Annotated in this window: 14 protein-coding genes; 9 read left to right on the forward strand and 5 right to left on the reverse strand. The window is 70.8% G+C overall.

Going from position 1 to position 16,396, the window contains the following annotated elements; translation table 11 throughout:
• Positions 1-70: 70 nt before the first annotated feature.
• The 3 genes from ACLQ3K_RS22420 to ACLQ3K_RS22430 all read right to left on the reverse strand — a co-directional run bounded on the left by ACLQ3K_RS22420 (position 71) and on the right by ACLQ3K_RS22430 (position 1,925).
• A complete protein-coding gene (locus ACLQ3K_RS22420) occupies positions 71-826 on the reverse strand; it encodes a YoaK family protein (protein ID WP_224645537.1) in 756 nt (251 codons plus the stop codon).
• Between the two features lie 101 nt (positions 827-927).
• Complete coding sequence (gene speG / locus ACLQ3K_RS22425) at positions 928-1,449, reverse strand: spermidine N1-acetyltransferase (protein WP_426001689.1); 522 nt, start codon at positions 1,447-1,449, stop codon at positions 928-930.
• A 92-nt stretch (positions 1,450-1,541) separates the two neighbouring features.
• Entirely contained in the window at positions 1,542-1,925 is a 384-nt protein-coding gene (locus ACLQ3K_RS22430; RefSeq protein ID WP_426001690.1) for a DUF1304 domain-containing protein, read from the reverse strand.
• A 181-nt stretch (positions 1,926-2,106) separates the two neighbouring features.
• On the opposite strand from ACLQ3K_RS22430, the gene tig reads away from it, so the two are divergent.
• The 4 genes from tig to clpX all read left to right on the forward strand — a co-directional run bounded on the left by tig (position 2,107) and on the right by clpX (position 6,391).
• Entirely contained in the window at positions 2,107-3,519 is a 1,413-nt protein-coding gene (tig, locus tag ACLQ3K_RS22435; RefSeq protein WP_259139755.1) for a trigger factor, read from the forward strand.
• A gap of 135 nt (positions 3,520-3,654) precedes the next feature.
• Positions 3,655-4,248, forward strand: coding sequence for an ATP-dependent Clp protease proteolytic subunit (locus ACLQ3K_RS22440; protein WP_224645540.1), 594 nt, complete (start codon positions 3,655-3,657; stop codon positions 4,246-4,248).
• Positions 4,249-4,263: 15 nt separating this feature from the next.
• A complete protein-coding gene (locus ACLQ3K_RS22445) occupies positions 4,264-4,929 on the forward strand; it encodes an ATP-dependent Clp protease proteolytic subunit (RefSeq protein WP_304941264.1) in 666 nt (221 codons plus the stop codon).
• Between the two features lie 184 nt (positions 4,930-5,113).
• Entirely contained in the window at positions 5,114-6,391 is a 1,278-nt protein-coding gene (gene clpX / locus ACLQ3K_RS22450; protein ID WP_224645541.1) for an ATP-dependent Clp protease ATP-binding subunit ClpX, read from the forward strand.
• Positions 6,392-6,467: 76 nt separating this feature from the next.
• Here clpX and ACLQ3K_RS22455 read toward each other — a convergent pair whose 3' ends face one another.
• Together ACLQ3K_RS22455 and ACLQ3K_RS22460 are read right to left on the reverse strand one after the other, a co-directional pair.
• A complete protein-coding gene (locus ACLQ3K_RS22455) occupies positions 6,468-8,087 on the reverse strand; it encodes an ABC-F family ATP-binding cassette domain-containing protein (protein ID WP_426001692.1) in 1,620 nt (539 codons plus the stop codon).
• 33 nt (positions 8,088-8,120) lie between these two features.
• Positions 8,121-9,764, reverse strand: coding sequence for a DUF2207 family protein (locus ACLQ3K_RS22460; RefSeq protein WP_426001693.1), 1,644 nt, complete (start codon positions 9,762-9,764; stop codon positions 8,121-8,123).
• A 46-nt stretch (positions 9,765-9,810) separates the two neighbouring features.
• Here ACLQ3K_RS22460 and ACLQ3K_RS22465 point away from each other — a divergent pair, with 46 nt between their 5' ends.
• From ACLQ3K_RS22465 to ndk, 5 genes are all read left to right on the forward strand, one after another.
• Positions 9,811-11,205, forward strand: a complete 1,395-nt coding sequence (locus ACLQ3K_RS22465; RefSeq protein ID WP_426001694.1) for a neutral zinc metallopeptidase — start codon at positions 9,811-9,813, stop codon at positions 11,203-11,205.
• 61 nt (positions 11,206-11,266) lie between these two features.
• Positions 11,267-13,978, forward strand: coding sequence for a valine--tRNA ligase (locus ACLQ3K_RS22470; RefSeq protein WP_426001696.1), 2,712 nt, complete (start codon positions 11,267-11,269; stop codon positions 13,976-13,978).
• A complete protein-coding gene (gene folC, locus ACLQ3K_RS22475) occupies positions 13,975-15,393 on the forward strand; it encodes a bifunctional tetrahydrofolate synthase/dihydrofolate synthase (protein WP_426001698.1) in 1,419 nt (472 codons plus the stop codon). The genes ACLQ3K_RS22470 and folC overlap by 4 nt, the downstream gene beginning before the upstream one ends.
• On the forward strand, positions 15,390-15,791 hold the full coding sequence (locus ACLQ3K_RS22480; RefSeq protein WP_426001700.1) for a DUF4233 domain-containing protein: 402 nt from the start codon (positions 15,390-15,392) through the stop codon (positions 15,789-15,791). Before folC ends, ACLQ3K_RS22480 begins: the two co-directional genes overlap by 4 nt.
• Before the next feature lie 19 nt (positions 15,792-15,810).
• Entirely contained in the window at positions 15,811-16,224 is a 414-nt protein-coding gene (ndk, locus tag ACLQ3K_RS22485; RefSeq protein ID WP_426001702.1) for a nucleoside-diphosphate kinase, read from the forward strand.
• The last annotated feature ends 172 nt before the right edge of the window (positions 16,225-16,396 follow it).

Here is a 16,396-nt window from a genome sequence, read left to right on the forward strand (position 1 = left end):
GTCAGCTACAGCCCACCACCGAAACACCGATCCTGCTGGCACATCGAGGTGGCAGATCCCATCCTCACAGTCAGCCCAGCAACTTCCGCCGATCCGAGTGCAGGAACGTGACCAGCGTGATGGCGCCGCACAACAGGCCCGCCACGAGGATCACCTGCGGGCCGGTGACGAAGGACCCGATGACGCCGCCCACGGCTGCTCCGAGGACGAAGCCGACGTAGACCAGCGCGTAGCCGAGCCAGTCGAAGACGGTGCCGTTGCCCGTCGCGTGCCGCTCGATGCCCTGGCCGAGCTTGACCAGCGTGCCCGTCACGTACGACAGGGGCACCGAGACCTCGCCGTTCTTCGTGAACGAGGTGTTCAGCGCGCCCAGCGAGAAGGTGATGATGAGGATGGGGACGAAACGCACTTCGGGCTCGTCGAAGCCGTCCAGGGCGAAGTCCGTCGCCGAGGCGATGAGGAGTCCCGCGGTGGTCAGGACCGTCGGGCCGTGCGGGTGGTTGTGCCAGAAGTAGCGGCGGCAGATCGACGCGACGACCACGCCGGTCACGAAGGCGACGATGAGGGCCGTCGCGGCGAGTGCGCCCGCGCCCGGGATCTGCTGCGCGTCGGACGCCTTGAACCACGTGAGCACCGCGCGTTCGGTGTTACCCGTCATGAAGGTGACGAAATACCCCGCCGAGTGCAGGAAGGCGACCGCGCCGACCATGCCGGCCATGCCGGCGAGGAGCCAGGACAGGCGGGCGTCGGGGCCGATCGCGGCGTCCCGGGAGACGACCGGGCGGGGCGGCTGCTTCGTGGGCTGTTGCTCCGTCGAGGTGGTCATTCCCCATGGTTACCGACGGGAAGCATCCTTCGCCGTGCGCCCGCACCGATTCACATTCCCACCTCGGTGGGAGGCACATCACAATGTGCGCACTGCGGCGGTCAGGCGGGCGGCGGGTCCGTTGCGAGGAAGTCGCGTTGGAACAGGCCCATGATCCGAGCGTCCCGGTACTCGCCATTCGAGAAGTACTGCTCGCGGAGCAGCCCCTCCTCGGCGAACCCCAGCTTCTCGTAGACGTGCGCGGCCTTCTCGTTGGCGACGTCCACGTAGAGATACACCTTGTGCAGGTTCAGGATCCGGAACGCGTAGTCGAGCGCCTTCCGAGTGGCCGGCGCCGCGTAGCCCTTGCCCTGCGCGGACGGGGCGACGATGATCTGGAACTCGCAGTTGCGGTGGATGACGTTGATCTCGACCAATTCCACCAGGCCCACCGGCAGCCCGTCGTACTCGATGATGAAACGCCGCTCGCGCTCGTCGTGGATGTGCCGCTCGTAGATGTCCTCGAGCTCGGCCAGCGCGTCGAAGGGCTCCTCGAACCAGTACGACATCACCGCCCTGTCGTTGAACAGGCCGTGCACGAACCGCAGGTCCGTGCGCTCCGTGGCGCGCAGCTTCAGTTCCACCACCTCAGGGTAGAACGATCCCGCCCGCGTCGTGCCGAACCGCCGGCCGCCGCTCGGCGTCCGACGGGGCGTTCGGCGTCGCGCGGGTGCGACTACGCGGCGAGGCCGATGCCCAGGAACAGGACGGCGAGGAGTGGCGCCGTGCCCTGGACGGCGGCGGCGCGGAGCTTGGTCCGGTCCGACAGGGCGAGGACGAGCGCCGCCGCGAGCATCGAGCCGACGCCCACGAGCACCAGCGTCGCGCCGACCGCGCGCTGCCCGCCGAACAGCGCCAGCCCCAGGAGCACCGCGATCGCGAGGAAGAGGTTGTAGAAGCCCTGATTGAACGCGAGCGGGCGGGTGATCTCCGCAGTTTCCGGCGTCGTGCCGAAGGTCGCGCGGGACCGCGGCGAGGTCCACGCGATCGATTCCAGGTAGAAGATGAAGCAGTGCACGAGCGCCGCAACGGCGGCGAGGACGAGTCCGACCACGATCATGCGCTCATCATGGCCGATCGCCGGGCCGCCCGGGTCCTCGGCACCCCCGCCCGGGCTGTCACGGGCCGGGCACCGTCGCGTACGCTGATCCGAGTGCCGTGGGCCCGACGGGGTCCCGTGCTGCCCGCAGGAAACCGCACATCAGGCGGCCCTCCTGCTGATACCAACCCGAGGAGAACGAGTGAAGAGCACCGTCGAGCAGCTGAGCCCGACTCGCGTCCGCCTGAGCGTCGAGGTTCCCTTCGACGAGCTCGCGCCCGATTTCGAGCGCGCCTACGCGACGCTCGCCGACCAGGTCAACATCCCCGGCTTCCGCAAGGGCAAGGCCCCCGCGAAGCTGATCGAGGCGCGCGTCGGCCGCGACGCCGTGCTCTCGCAGGTGATCAACGACGCGCTGCCCGGCAAGTACAGCCAGGCCGTCCTGGACTCCGAGATCAAGGCCCTCGGTCAGCCCGAGATCGACATCGACAAGCTCGAGTACGGCGAGGCCTTCTCGTTCACCGCCGAGGTCGACGTGCGTCCCGAGATCACGCTGCCCGAGTACTCGTCCATCGAGGTCGAGGTCCCGTCGCTCGAGGTCACCGATGCCGACATCGACGAGCAGATCGAGGGCCTGCGCGCCCGCTTCGGCACCCTCAAGGGCGTCGACCGCGCCGTCGAGACCGGTGACTTCATCACCATCGACCTGTCGGCGACCGTCGACGGCAAGGACGTCGAGGACGCCAAGACCACCGGCCTGTCGCACGAAGTCGGCTCCGGCAACCTCATCGACGGTCTCGACGAGGCCGTCGTCGGCCTGAAGTCGGGCGAGTCCAAGGAGTTCACGACCACCCTCGTCGCCGGCGAGTTCGCCGGCCAGGAGGCGGACGTGACCGTCGTCGTCGACTCCGTCAAGGAGCGCGAGCTGCCCGAACTGGACGACGAGTTCGCCCAGCTGGCGAGCGAGTTCGACACCGTCGACGAGCTGCGCGCCGACCTGCGCCAGCGCGTCGAGCAGAACAAGAAGCTCGGCCAGGCCGCGGACATCCGTGACGCCGTGCTCGACAAGCTGCTCGAGGCCGTCGAGGTGCCGCTGCCCGAGGCCGTCGTCAAGGAGCAGGCCGACGCCAACGTGCACGACGTGCTGCACCAGGTGGGCCACAACGAGGAGCTCCTCGAGACCGCGCTCAAGGCGCAGGGCACCACCCGCGAGGAGTTCGAGACCCAGGCCCGCGAGTCCGCCGAGAAGCAGGTCAAGGTGCAGCTGCTCCTCGACGCGATCGCCGACGCGCAGGACGTGCAGGTCGACCAGCAGGAGCTGCAGGAGCACATCCTGTTCCAGTCGCAGCGCTACGGCATGCAGCCCGCCGAGTTCATCCAGCAGATCCAGCAGGCCGGCCAGCTGCCCGCCCTCTTCCAGGAGGTCCGTCGCGGCAAGGGCCTCGCGGACGTGGTCCTCGAGGTCGCGGTCAAGGACGCCGACGGCAACGTCGTCGACACCAAGGAGCTGTTCGACCGCGAGGACGCCGGCGAGGCGCTCGCGGAGGAGGCCGCCTCCGAGGAGGACGTGGTCGCCGAGGCCGAGGAGATCACCGCCGAGGCCGACGAGAAGTAGAACCCCGCGGAGCGCCCCGCAGCCGATCCGGCTGCGGGGCGTTTCTGCCCTCAGCGGAGCCGAGCGTGCCGGGGGACGGTTCGGTCGGTTCCGTTCGTTACTGTCGATGTCAGAAAGAAAGGCAGGGAGCAGCGGATGAACTCCAACCCCACCATGCGGGCCGGAATTGCCGGCCTGAACCTCAACGATTCGGTGTACAGCCGCCTCCTGGAGTCGCGGATCATCTTCCTCGGCAGCGAGGTGAACGACGACATCGCGAACCAGCTCTGCGCACAGATGCTGCTGCTGTCCGCGGAGGATCCGACCAAGGACATCAACCTCTACATCAACTCGCCCGGCGGCAGCATCTCCGCCGGCATGGCGATCTTCGACACCATGGAGTTCGTGGAGTGCGACGTCGCGACCTACGCGATGGGCATGGCCGCCTCGATGGGTGAGTTCCTGCTCGCCGCGGGCGCCAAGGGCAAGCGCTACGCGCTGCCGCACGCGCGGATCATGATGCACCAGCCGTCCGCCGGCATCGGCGGCACCGCGTCCGACATCGCCATCCAGGCGGAGCTGTTCCGCAAGACCAAGGTGGAGATGAACCGGCTCAACGCCCAGTTCACCGGCCAGCCGATCGAGCGGATCGAGTCCGACGCCGACCGCGACAAGTGGTTCACGGCCGAGGAGGCCCGCGACTACGGCTTCGTCGACCACGTCGTCAGCCGCGCGAGCTCCGTCAAGTAGCGAGAGGACACTTCCATGACTGAGGGTTACCCCACCACGATGTCGGCCCAGGGCCTGCACGTCCCCGCCACCGGCCGCTACGACGTCCCGTCGTTCATCGAGCGCGCGGCGAACGGCAACGAGCGCGTCACCAACCCGTACTCGAAGCTGTTCGACGAGCGCATCATCTTCCTCAAGAACCAGATCGACGAGGTCTCGGCGAACGACGTGATGGCCCAGATCCTGGTGCTCGAGTCGCAGGATCCGGACCGCGACATCACGATCTACATCAACTCGCCCGGCGGCAGCCTGTACGACGCCCTCGGCATCTACGACACGATGCAGTACGTCCACTGCGACGTGGCGACGGTGGTGCTCGGCACCGCGGCCTCGGCCGCGGCGATCCTGCTCGCCGGCGGCACCCCGGGCAAGCGCGCCGCGCTCCCCAACTCGACGGTGCTCATCCACCAGCCCCGCACGGGCGGTTCGATGCGCGGCCAGGTCTCCGACCTGGAGATCCAGGCCGCGGAGATGGAGCGCGCGCGTAACCGCCTCGACGAGATCCTGGCGGGCCACACGGGCCAGACCGTCGAGACGATCCGCAAGGACACGGACCGGGACAACATCCTCACGGCCGACCAGGCCAAGGAGTACGGCATCGTCGACACGGTGTTCCCGTACCGCAAGGCGTCCGCGAAGTAGTTCCAGCAGGACACCGGGGGTCGCGACACGCCGCGTGAGCGGGTTCCGCGGCCCCCGGTGCCACCTCTAGCAAGCTATTCATATCGGTCGCCGGGACGGAAGTTCGCGGGTACCGTCGACAACAGACCCCACCTGCTGAGCAACGCGGCAGGCGAGTCATCGGCAAGGGAAGTAGGCACAGGGCATGGCACGGATCGGGGACGGCGCAGACCTGTTGAAATGCTCTTTCTGCGGAAAGAGCCAGAAGCAGGTCAAGAAGCTGATCGCGGGTCCCGGCGTGTACATCTGCGATGAGTGCATCGACCTGTGCAACGAGATCATCGAAGAGGAACTGGCCGAGACCAGTGACGTGAAGCTGGACGAGCTGCCCAAGCCCGTCGAGATCCGCGACTTCCTGGACAACTACGTCATCGGCCAGGACTCCGCGAAGCGGAACCTCGCCGTGGCCGTCTACAACCACTACAAGCGCATCCAGGCCGGCGAGCGCAAGGACGCGCGCGGCGAGGCCGTGGAGCTGGCGAAGTCCAACATCCTCATGCTCGGCCCCACCGGCTGCGGCAAGACCTACCTCGCGCAGACCCTGGCGAAGATGCTCAACGTGCCCTTCGCCATCGCTGACGCGACGGCGCTCACCGAGGCCGGCTACGTGGGCGAGGACGTCGAGAACATCCTCCTGAAGCTGATCCAGGCCGCCGACTACGACGTCAAGCGCGCCGAGACCGGCATCATCTACATCGACGAGGTCGACAAGATCGCCCGCAAGAGCGAGAACCCGTCGATCACCCGCGACGTCTCCGGCGAGGGCGTGCAGCAGGCCCTGCTGAAGATCCTCGAGGGCACGCAGGCCAGCGTCCCGCCGCAGGGCGGCCGCAAGCACCCGCACCAGGAGTTCATCCAGATCGACACGACGAACGTCCTGTTCATCGTGGCCGGCGCCTTCGCCGGGCTGGAGAAGGTCGTTGGCGACCGGATCGGCAAGCGCGGCCTCGGCTTCGGCAACGAGGTGCGCACCAAGGCGGAGGTCGACACCGTCGATCACTTCGCCGACGTGCTGCCCGAGGACCTCATCAAGTTCGGCCTGATCCCCGAGTTCATCGGCCGCCTGCCCGTCATCGCCTCCGTCTCGAACCTCGACAAGGAGTCGCTGGTCTCGATCCTGTCGGAGCCGAAGAACGCGCTCGTCAAGCAGTACCAGCGCCTCTTCGAGATGGACGGCGTGGAGCTCGAGTTCGACGAGGACGCCCTCGGCGCCATCGCCGACCAGGCCATCCACCGCGGCACGGGTGCCCGCGGCCTGCGCGCCATCATGGAAGAGGTCCTCAACCCCGTCATGTTCGACATCCCGTCGCGCGACGACGTGGCGAAGGTCGTCGTCACGGGGGAGACGGTGCGCGACAACGTGCTGCCGACCATCGTGCCCCGCAAGCGCTCCCGCGACGAGCGTCGCGAGAAGAGCGCGTAACCCGCGCGTCGACTGCGCCCCCGGCCGAATCGGCCGGGGGCGCAGTCGTTTCCGATCGCCGATGGCGGCGCAGGGGTCACCGGGCGCGCTGCACCCGCGTCTCGTGCCAGACGGGCTCCGGGGCCTCGCGCACGGCACCGTCGGAACCGAAGACCAGGAACCGGTCGAAGGAGCGCGCGAACCACCGGTCGTGCGTCACCGCCAGCACCGTGCCGTCGTACGCCTCCAGCGCGTCCTGCAGCGCCTCGGCACTCTCCAGGTCCAGGTTGTCCGTCGGCTCGTCGAGCAGCAGGGCGGTGCTCCCGGCGAACTCCAGGAGCAGCACCTGGAAGCGCGCCTGCTGGCCGCCCGACAGGCTCTCGAAGCGCTGGTCGGCCTGCCCCTGCAGCTCGTACCGGCGCAGCGCCGGCATCGACCGGCCGAGGTCCGCCGCGTGCTCGTGCCGGAGGATCTCGACGAGCGTGCGGCCCTGCAGTTCCGGGTGCGCGTGCGTCTGGGCGAAGTGCCCCGGCACGACGCGGGCGCCGAGCGTCGCGTCGCCGGTGTGCGCCACCTCCTCGCCCGCGAGCAGCCGCAGGAAGTGCGACTTCCCGGAACCGTTCGAGCCCAGCACCGCGACCCGCTCGCCGTAGAAGACCTCGAGGTCGAAGGGCTGCATCAGGCCCGTGAGCTCCAGGTTCTTCGCCGTGACGGCCCGCACGCCGGTGCGGCCGCCGCGCAGCCGCATGGTGATCTCCTGCCGCCGGGGCGGCTCGGGCGGGGGACCGGCCTCCTCGAACCGGCGCAGTCGGGTCTGCGCCGCCTGGTACCGCGACGCCATCCCGTCGTTGAACTTCGCCTGCTCGCGCAGGGTCAGCACCAGCTTCTTGAGTTGCTGGTGCCGCTCGTCCCAGCGCCGGCGGAGCTCGTCGAACCGCGCGAAGCGCTCGTCGCGCGCCCGATGGAAGGTCGCGAAGCCACCGCCGTGCACCCACGTGTCCGAGCCGCCGGGCGCGGGCTCCACGGCGACGATCCGCGTGGCCGCGCGGGAGAGCAGCTCCCTGTCGTGGCTGACGAAGAGCACCGTCTTCGGCGTCTGCCGCAGCTGCTCCTCGAGCCACTCCTTGCCGGGCACGTCGAGGTAGTTGTCCGGCTCGTCGAGGAGTAGGACCTCGGCGTCGCCGCGCAGCAGTGCCTCCAGCGCCAGCCGCTTCTGTTCACCGCCGGACAGCGAGGTCAGGCCGCGCCACTGCGCCCGGTCGTAGGGGACGCCCAGTGCGGCGACGGTGCACGCGTCCCACAGCGTCTCGGCGGCGTAACCGCCCGCGTCGCCCCATTCGGCGAGCGCCGTGGCGTAGCGGATCTGATTGGCATCGCCGTCGTCGTCCATCAGCGCCAGCTCGACCGCGTCCAGCACCTGCGCGGCGGACTGCAAGCGCGGCGCGGCCACCGACAGCAGCAGGTCGCGCACGGTCCGGTCGTCGCGCACCGAGCCGATGAACTGCGGCATCACCCCGACGCCGCCGCTGGAGGTCACGGTGCCGCCGTGCGGCTCCAGCTCGCCCGCGAGCAACCGCAGCAGGGTGGTCTTGCCGGCGCCGTTGCGGCCGACGAGCGCGGCCACCGCGCCGTCGCCGATCCGGAACGAGACGTCGCCGAGGAGCGCCCGCCCGTCGGGCAGGAAGTACTCCACGTGTGTCGCCTCGAGATGTCCCATTCGTCCTATCCTGCGGGGGGACGGGCAGGGGCGCTACCTGTTTTCCGCCGCGGCCGACTGCGCCGCCACGCCGTCGAGGACGGCGGCGAGTGTCGTGAGGCCGGAGACCGGGCCGTGCGCGGACCGGTACCAGTCGAGGGGCGAGGCGACGGTGCCGCCCCACGTCCCGACCCATCCGCGGAGGTCGCCGAACGCATGCGTGTACGGCAGCGCCCGCTCGAAGAGCAGCGCGCGCTCCGCGGGCGGGAGAGCGCCGACGTCGGTGGCGACGAGGTACTGGCGCATTCCGCCGACGCCCGCGGCGAGCCGGCTGCCCGCGACGGTGCGGTCCGGCAGGATGAGCGCGGCCACCGTCAGGCCCAGCCCGACGATCATGACCGCGACGGCGTACAGCACCGTCGTTCCGACGAAGGCGCAGACCAGCGCTGCGATCGCGCCCACCTCGGCGACGGCGAAGGCGGCCGCGGTGCGTCGTGCCCGGCCGGTGCCGCGGAGCCAGCCGCGCTCGATGACCGATCGCCGTACGGCGGCGCGGGTGGCCGCCAGCTCGACCCGGCGCTCGCCGCCGACGAGTTCGCCGGTCGTCGTCGACTCGGCCCCGTCGGGCAGGATCGCGTCGACGACGGCGCGCTCGGCCGGCGTGACCGCGCCGTCCTGCGGAGCGCGGCGGGAGATCTGATAGTCACCACCGGGGAGCTCCGCGATCCAGAGGTAGCCGCGCACGGCGAGGTCGAGCACCGTCGCCCCGATGTCGGCGGCGCGCACACGCCCGTCGAGGAGGGCCCCGACCTGGCCCGGGAGGACCCCGTCGGGCGAGGCGAAGGCGACGGCCGCGGTCCCGCCGTTCGCCACGACCGAACCGGTGGTGACCAGCAGATCGGCGGTCGGTCCGACGGAGCCGGAGGCCGCGTCGTCGGCCCGCCGCCGCAGGAACGCGAAGCCCGCGACCGCCAGCGCGATGACGGTGGCCACCGACAGCGCGATGAGCGCGAGCGTGCTGCGCTCGTCCGACGGCGCGGACGAGCCCGTGAATCGTGCGTCCGCGGGGACGGTGCCCGCCGGGAGCAGCACCGTGAACACGGCCACGCGCCCCTTCGGAAGTCCGTTCTGCTGCATGGTCACCCGGCCCGTGGCGGCCGTCTCGGTGAGCGTGCAGAGGCGGCGCTCCCCGGTGCGCCCGATGCCGCAGAGCGGCGAATCCGGTGTGGGGGTGGGGGACACGAAGCTCGCCGTGAGCGTCGTGATGTCGGCGGTGTACCCGGCCGCGAGGGGCCAGGTGAGTTGCTGGAGTTCGGGGCCGTTCTCCACGGAGCCCCGCACGGTGTAGCCGACCTTCGTGGTGCCTCCGGGAGCGGAGACCTGCAGCGCACCGTCGGCGACGGTGGCGGTCCCGTTCTCGGCCTTCACATCAGCGACGGTGTAGTGCTGGGTGCGGTCGCCCTCGACGGGGACGTCCAGCGGGAGCCGCTGGGCGACCGCCCGCCCGCTCGGCGCGGTGATGACGGTGCTCACGACGAGGGCCCCGTCCTCGCGGAGGTCCAGAGCCACGTCGACGGTGATCCCGTCCGGCGCGGGGCTCGCCGGTGCCGCCCCGAGCAGCATCACGAGCGCCACCGTCGCCGCTGCCGCCAGGGCCCGCGCCAGCGGTCGAGCCGCCTTTCCCCTGTCCTCCCACATGTCTCGGTACAGTAACCGAAACCAGGGGGTGGAGAGGGGGACCGGCGTGGGGAATCCACAGGGGCCGGGGCAGTACCGCGGCGGCCCGCGGATGCCGCCGCCCGGGCGGGGCGGCCCGCAGTACCCGCACGCCCCCGCACCGGCTGCCCGGGTCCCGGTCCCGCCGCCTCCCGCCTCCCCGCGACCGGCCCCGGCGCGTGGCGGCTCCGGGCAGTACCGCATCGCGTCCGGACTGCGCCGCCCGACGGTGCCTCCCCGCGCCCCGGTCCGCCCCTACCGCCCGACGTACGGGCCGGCGGCGACCCAGGCGCCTCCGCAGTACCGGCCCGTGCCGCCGCGCCCGGGCCCCGCCGCGCCGCCCCGGGGCGTGCCGTACGGCCAGTGGTCCATGCCCGCGCCCGCGCCGTACGGGGGCCGGGTCTCCCCGTATCCGCGGCCCTCCTACCCGCAGCCCGCCTGGACGCCGCGCCCACCGGCGTCGGGAGGGGCCGGCCCGTGGATCGCGGTGCTGGTGATCGCGCTCGTGGCGCTGATCGCTCTCGTCCTCGGCACCGCGGTCGCCGTCGTCGGGAGCACCAGCACCGAGGCAGGACCGGCCACGACGAGCACGACCGTCGAGGTCCCGACCGCCGCGGAGGCGACCACCACCGAACCGACCACGTCGACCACGTCGACCCGCTCGCGAAGCGCCGTCCCGACGGCCGGCGCCACGCCCACGGGGACGGCTGCGCTGCAGGGTAATCCGCTGTACGGGGGCAGCTCGGCCGGCCTGGTCACACAGCCGTGCACCGCCGTCGGCTGGCCCTCCAACAGCACAACGGGCAAACGCTTCTTCGACAGCCTCGCGCCCTGTCTCGACCGGGCGTGGAGCGCGGCGATGACCGCCGCCGGCCTCAGCTACCGCACTCCCGCGGTGGTGGTGCCCACCGGATCGCAGATCAGTTCGCCGTGCGGCACGACCGACCTCTCCACGGAGGACGTCGCGGCGTTCTACTGCTCGAGCAACGAGACCCTGTACATGCCGCTGACGGGGCTCGGCGTGAGCCACTACGGCAACCAGCCGGTGATCTACCTCGCCGTCTTCGCGCACGAGTACGGCCACCACGTCCAGATGATCAGCGGCATCCTGCCGGCTCAGGTGCGTGTGGAACGGCAGGACGGGCGGACCTCCGAGACCGGGCTGGAATCCTCTCGTCGCCTCGAGCTGCAGGCACAGTGCTTCAGCGGACTGTTCGTGAAATCGGTGAGCGATACCGGCGGTCAGTTCACCAGCGGCGACTTCCGCACCGTCTACGAGGACCAGGAGCGCGGCGACAAGCCGGGCAACCCGCGCGACCACGGAAGCTCGGTGCACTACCAGGCGTGGTGGAACTCCGGATATCAGAGCAACCGGCTGGCGCAGTGCAACACGTGGGCGGCGTCGTCGAGCGACGTGGCGTGAGCCGCGCACCGTCGTAAACGCCCCACGGAAAGCGCTCGCACCCGCTGACTAGAATCGTGCTGTGACTACTGAGCCGCAGAACGCCGCCCCGGCCGATCCGGGCACCGCCGCAGACCGACTTCCCGCCGCCTGGGAGCCCGGTGCGGTAGAGGCGGACATCTACCGCGGCTGGGTCGACGCGGGGTACTTCACGGCCGACAACACCTCGCCGAAGCCCTCGTTCTCCGTGGTCCTGCCGCCCCCGAACGTGACCGGCAGCCTGCACCTGGGCCACGCGCTCGACCAGACCATCACCGATGCGCTGTGCCGCCGCAAGCGGATGCAGGGCTACGAGGTGCTGTGGCTCCCCGGCACCGATCACGCCGGTATCGCCACCCAGTCGCTCGTGGAGAAGCAGCTCGCCGCCGAGGGCACCACCCGCCGCGAGATCGGCCGCGAGAAGTTCCTCGAGCGCGCGTGGGCGTTCAAGGAGGCCAGCCACGGCAACATCACCGGCCAGATGCGCCGGATCGGCGTCGGCGTCGATTGGTCCCGCGAGCGGTTCACCATGGACGAGGGCCTCTCCCGCGCGGTGCAGACCATCTTCAAGCAGCTCTTCGACGCGGGCCTGATCTACCGCGCCGAGCGCCTGGTCAACTGGTCGCCCGTGCTGCAGACCGGCATCTCCGACCTCGAGGTCGACCACAAGGAGGTCGACGGCGAGCTCGTCTCCTTCCGCTACGGCTCGCTGAACGACGACGAGCCCCACATCGTCTGCGCCACCACGCGCCTGGAGACGATGCTCGGCGACACCGCGATCGCCGTCCACCCCGAGGACGAGCGCTACCGCGCCCTCGTCGGCACCACCCTCGAGCACCCCTTCCTCGACCGCCGGATCCCGATCGTCGCCGACGACTACGTCGACCCCGAGTTCGGTTCCGGCGCCGTGAAGATCACCCCCGCGCACGACCCGAACGACTTCGCGCTCGGCCAGCGCCACGACCTGCCGATGCCCACGATCATGGACGAGACCGCCCACATCGTCGGCACCGGAACGCAGTTCGACGGACTGGACCGCTTCGCCGCCCGCAAGGCGATCCGCGAGGCGCTCGCCGAGCAGGGCCGCATCGTCAAGGAGGTGCGCCCCTACCGGCACAGCGTCGGCCACAGCGAGCGCTCCGGCGAGCCGATCGAGCCGCGGCTGTCGATGCAGTGGTGGGTCAAGGTCGACCGCCTGTCCAAGGCCGCGGGCGACGCGGTCCGCAGCGGCGACACCACCATCGTCCCCGAGTCCCTCGCGCCGCGGTTCTTCGACTGGGTCGACGAGATGCACGACTGGAACATCTCCCGCCAGCTGTGGTGGGGCCATCGCATCCCCGTCTGGTACGGCCCCGCCGACGCCGAGGGCAACCGCGACGTGGTCTGCTGCGGGCCGGACGACGTGCCGCCCGCCGGCTACGAGCAGGACCCCGACGTCCTCGACACGTGGTTCAGCTCCGGCCTGTTCCCGTTCTCGACGATGGGCTGGCCCGAGCAGACCGCCGACCTGGACAAGTTCTACCCCACGTCCACGCTGGTCACGGGCTACGACATCATCTTCTTCTGGGTCGCCCGGATGATGATGTTCGGCACCTTCCTCGGCGAGGAGCCGAACGCCCCCGGCAAGGTGCCCTTCCACGAGGTCCTGCTCCACGGCTTGGTGCGCGACGAGTTCGGCCGCAAGATGTCGAAGTCGAAGGGCAACGGCATCGACCCCCTCGACTGGGTCGAGGAGTACGGCGCCGACGCGCTGCGCTTCACCCTGGCCCGCGGCACGATCCCCGGTGCCGACCTCAACGTGGGCGCCGACGCGGCCGCGAGCAGCCGGAAGTTCGCCACCAAGCTGTTCAACGCCACCAAGCTGGCCCTGATGAACGACGCCCGCGTCGGCGAGCTGCCGGACCGCGCCGCCCTCACCGACGCCGACCGCTGGATCCTGGACCGCCTCGCCGCCGTCCAGGCCGAGGCCGACGCGGCCTTCGACGCCAACGAGCTGGGCAAGGCCTGCGAGGCGCTCTACCACTTCGCCTGGGACGAGCTGTGCGACTGGTACCTCGAGGTCTCCAAGCTGCAGCTGCAGGGCGACGACGCGGCGGTCGCCGACAACACCCGCCTCGTGCTCGGCAAGGCCCTCGACGTCGTCCTGCGCATGCTGCATCCGACGATGCCCTTCGTCACCGAGGTGCTGTGGAAGGCCCTCACCGGCGGAACCTCGCTGGTGATCGCCGACTGGCCGTCGCGCGACTGGGCCCCCGTCGAGATCCCCGCCGACGGCGTGGAGTCCGCCCGCCGCTTCGCCGACCTGCAGCGCCTGGTCACCGAGATCCGCCGGTTCCGCAGCGACCAGCTGCTCAAGCCCGGCCAGCGGGTCTCCGCGCGGCTCACCGGCCTCGACGAGGCGGGCCTGACGTCCCTCGCGGCCGCCGCCGCGAACCTGTGCCGCCTCACCCCGCCGGAGGACGGCTTCGCCGCCACCGCCTCGCTCGAGGTCCGGCTCGTGGGCGGCACGGTCACCGTCGAGCTGGACACCTCCGGCACCGTCGACCTGGGGGCCGAGCGGGCCCGCCTCGAGAAGGACCTCAAGGCCGCGCAGAAGGAGCTCGACGGCACGTCGGCCAAGCTGGGCAACGAGGCCTTCCTCGCGAAGGCGCCCGACGCCGTCGTCGACAAGATCCGCGGCCGCCAGTCGGTCGCACAGGAGGAGGTCGAGCGCCTCACCGCCCGGATCGCGCAGCTGGGCGGGGGCGCCGCGTGACGGTGCCCGCCTTCGCGGCCGACCCCGACGACCTCGCCGAACTCGCCCAGGTCGAGGCCGAGCTGGATCAGCGCTGGCCGGAGACGAAGATCGAGCCCTCGCTCGCCCGGATCTCCGCGCTGATGCAGCTCCTCGGCTCGCCGCAGGACGCGTACCCGTCGATCCAGGTCGCCGGGACCAACGGCAAGTCCTCGACCACGCGGATGATCGACTCGCTGCTGGTGGCCTTCTCCCGCCGCACGGGCCGGATCACCAGCCCCCACCTGCAGCTCGCGACCGAGCGGATCGCGATCGACGGTGCGCCGCTCACCGCGAGGCAGTACGTGGAGACCTACCGGGAGCTCGAGCCCTTCATCGAGCTCGTCGACGCGCAGTCCGAGGCCGCGGACGGCCCGCGGATGAGCAAGTTCGAGGTGCTCACCGCGATGGCCTTCGCCGCCTTCGCCGAGGCTCCCGTCGACGTGGCCGTCGTCGAGGTCGGGCTCGGCGGCACCTGGGACGCGACCAACGTGGTGACCGCCGAGGTCGCCGTCATCACCCCGATCGGACTCGACCACGTCGAGATCCTCGGCCCCGATCTCGCGTCGATCGCGGGGGAGAAGGCCGGCATCGTCAAGCGCGCGCCGGAGCGGCTGATCCCTAAGGACACCGTGGTGATCGTGGGCAAGCAGGAGCCCGAGGCAATGGACGTGCTGCTGCGCAAGGCCGTCGAGGCCGACGCGGCCGTCGCGCGCGAGGGATCCGAGTTCGCGGTCGTCGAACGCCGCGTCGCCGTCGGGGGGCAGCAGCTCACCCTCCAGGGGCTCGGCGGTGTCTACGACGACGTCTTCCTGCCGCTCCACGGCGAGCACCAGGCCAACAACGCGGCGGTCGCCCTCGCCGCCGTCGAGGCCTTCTTCGGCGCCGGCGCCGACCAGCAGCTCGACATCGACACGGTGCGGGAGGGCTTCGCGAAGTCCGCCTCGCCCGGCCGCCTCGAGCGGGTCCGCAGTGCCCCGACGGTGCTCATCGACGCCGCGCACAACCCGCACGGCGCGCAGGCCCTCGCCCGGACCATCGAGACCGAGTTCGGTTTCCGCACCCTGATCGGCGTCGTCTCCGTGCTCGCCGACAAGGACGCCGTGGGCGTGCTGACGGCGCTCGAACCCGTGCTCGACACCGTCGTCGTCACCCACAACGGCTCGCCCCGCGCACTCGAGGTCGAGCGACTGGCGGCCATCGCGGAGGAGATCTTCGGCGAGGACCGCGTGGTCACCTCGCCCACCATGGTCGACGCGGTGGAGACCGCCGTCGCCCTCGCCGACCAGGAGTCCGACGACGAGGAAGGCCACGCCTCCGGCGTCGGCGTCCTCATCACCGGCTCCGTGGTCACCGCCGGCGCCGCGCGCTCGCTGTTCGGAAAGGAACCCCAGTGACCGAGCCCCAGCGGTTCACCCCGCCGCCCAAGGACCCGTGGAAGAGCTTCCGCGGCATCCTCTCCGGCACCCTGATCCTCGAGATGATCGTGATCCTGCTGGCCCTGCCCGTGGTGGTCCGCCTCTCGCCCGGCCTGTCCTGGCTCAAGATCGCGTACGTCCTGATCCTCGCGGCGCTGATGTTCGCCGGCTGCGTGGTCGTCAAGAAGCCGTGGGCCGTCCCCGCCTTCCTCGCGCTGCAGGTCGCCGTCGTCGCCGGCTTCGTCGTGCACTGGGGGATCGGCGCCGTGGGCATCGTCTTCGGCATCGTCTGGGCCTACATCGCCTTCATCGAGCGCGACGTGAAGCAGCGCATGGAGCAGGGCCGCCTGCCGGGGCAGGAACCGATCGCCGAGTGAGGCCCGTTACGCTGTTGCCGTGACTGAGCGGACTCTGATTCTCATCAAGCCCGACGGCGTGCGGCGCGGCCTCTCCGGGGAGATCCTGGCGCGTATCGAGCGGAAGGGCCTCACCATCGCGGCCCTCGAGCTCAAGCACGTCTCCATCGAGGTGGCCGAGGGCCACTACGCCGAGCACAAGGAGAAGCCCTTCTTCGGCTCCCTGCTCGAGTTCATCACCTCCGGGCCGGTCGTGGCCGCGGTGCTGGAGGGCCCGCGCGCGATCGCCGCGTTCCGCCAGCTCGCCGGCGGCACCGACCCGGTCGAGAAGGCCGTGCCCGGCACCATCCGCGGCGATTTCGGCCTGGAGACCCAGGAGAACCTGGTGCACGGCTCCGACTCGCCCGAGTCCGCCGCGCGCGAGATCGCCCTCTGGTTCTCCGGCCTCGCCTGACCTGCCAGAACCTGTTCCACACCCCTGAACCCACGGGCCCGCCCGCGCGACATCGCGCGGCGCGGGCCCGATACTTTTCCGCACTGCCTGTGGCGTGTGGGATACTGACGTCGGACGCACGTCGGCGCGCGCAACCGCGCGGCACCGACCGGCCCGGCTGGCTCACAGATCG

This window comes from Tsukamurella sp. DT100, assembly GCF_049844855.1.
Taxonomy (GTDB): domain Bacteria; phylum Actinomycetota; class Actinomycetes; order Mycobacteriales; family Mycobacteriaceae; genus Tsukamurella.